The organism is Porticoccus sp. W117, from assembly GCF_030341905.1.
Lineage (GTDB): Bacteria > Pseudomonadota > Gammaproteobacteria > Pseudomonadales > Porticoccaceae > SCSIO-12696.
Map to the genome: position 1 here is coordinate 1 of NZ_JATAAF010000055.1, position 1,205 is coordinate 1,205.

The 1,205-nt window shown below is 49.9% G+C and carries 1 protein-coding gene; it reads right to left on the reverse strand.

Annotated features, from left to right (window positions below):
* Positions 1 to 49: 49 nt before the first annotated feature.
* A protein-coding gene (locus QSV34_RS15160) for an IS3 family transposase (protein ID WP_289156090.1) occupies positions 50 to 1,131 on the reverse strand; the annotation gives its coding sequence in 2 pieces (ribosomal slippage) (positions 50 to 882 and positions 882 to 1,131; 1,083 coding nt in all).
* Positions 1,132 to 1,205 lie beyond the last annotated feature (74 nt).

The following is a 1,205-nucleotide window of genomic DNA, read 5'->3' on the forward strand; positions in this document are numbered from 1 at the left end:
TGACCTTTCCCCAGCTTTAGTACCACAGCTTCGATGAGACTTGCCCAATCTATGCCGCCTGATTTGCAAAAGCAACGGGCGGCAGATAATTCAATGAACTATGTGGCCGAACGTGATTGTAGTGTTGTCGCCACTGTTCTATCTCCACTTTGGCTTCGTCCAGCGTTCGGAACCAGTGGCGGTTCAAACACTCGTTTCTAAACTTCCCATTTAGGCTTTCTACAAACGCATTTTGTGTTGGTTTGCCTGGCTGGATAAAACCCAGCTTAACGCTGGATTCTTTACTCCAGAAAAACATGGCTTTACTGGTAAACTCAGTGCCGTTGTCGCAAACAATAGTTGATGGTTTCCCGCGAGATTCACAAAGCTGGCTGAGAAAGCGAGATACCTGTTGGCCGCTGATTGATACTGACACCAACTGGCCAACCATTTCTCGTGAGTAGTCATCCACTTCCACTACATTCAACACACGGAAGCGACGACCGCTGCTCAGTTGGTCAGAAACAAAGTCCATTGACCAGCGCTGATCCACTGCCATTGGAACCTCCATGGGTTGCCGTGGGCGCTGTAGTTTCTTCCGTTTCTTTGTCCGTACCTGAAGGCCTTCTTCGGTGTATATCCGGTAAGTGCGCTTCTTGTTGATAACCAGCCCTTCGGCCTTCAACAGCCCGTGCAGCAACAAATAGCCGTAGGCCGACTGTTCAACAGCCAGTTCTTTCAGGCGGACCCGCAGTGTCTCGTCACCCCTGGGCTTGAGCTGATAGCGGTATCCTGTGCGACTAACGCCCGCCAATTTGCACGCAGCTCGCTCACTGAGCCGATGGTGCTGAATCAAGTGACTAGCTGCTTCTTTGCGTTTGGCGGGCTTTACCACTTTTTTGACAGCACATCCTTCATGGCCTCCACCTCAAGAAGCTTCTCAGCCAGGAGCTTCTTGAGCTTGGTGTTCTCTGTTTCCAATTCCTTGAGACGTTTAGCTTCGTTGACTTCCAGACCAGCGTATTTACTGCGCCAATTGTAAAAGGTGCCAGTCGATATACCGAGATTACGGCAGATATCTTCTGTTTTAGCACCAGCTTCATGCTCTTTGATGGCGCGGATGATTTGTTCTTCGGTAAAACGTTTCTTCATTGTGAGTTCTCCATCCCGGTAGGTTAACTGGAAATCTCACCGGGGTCATGGTGCTAATTGCGGGGGAAAGGTCA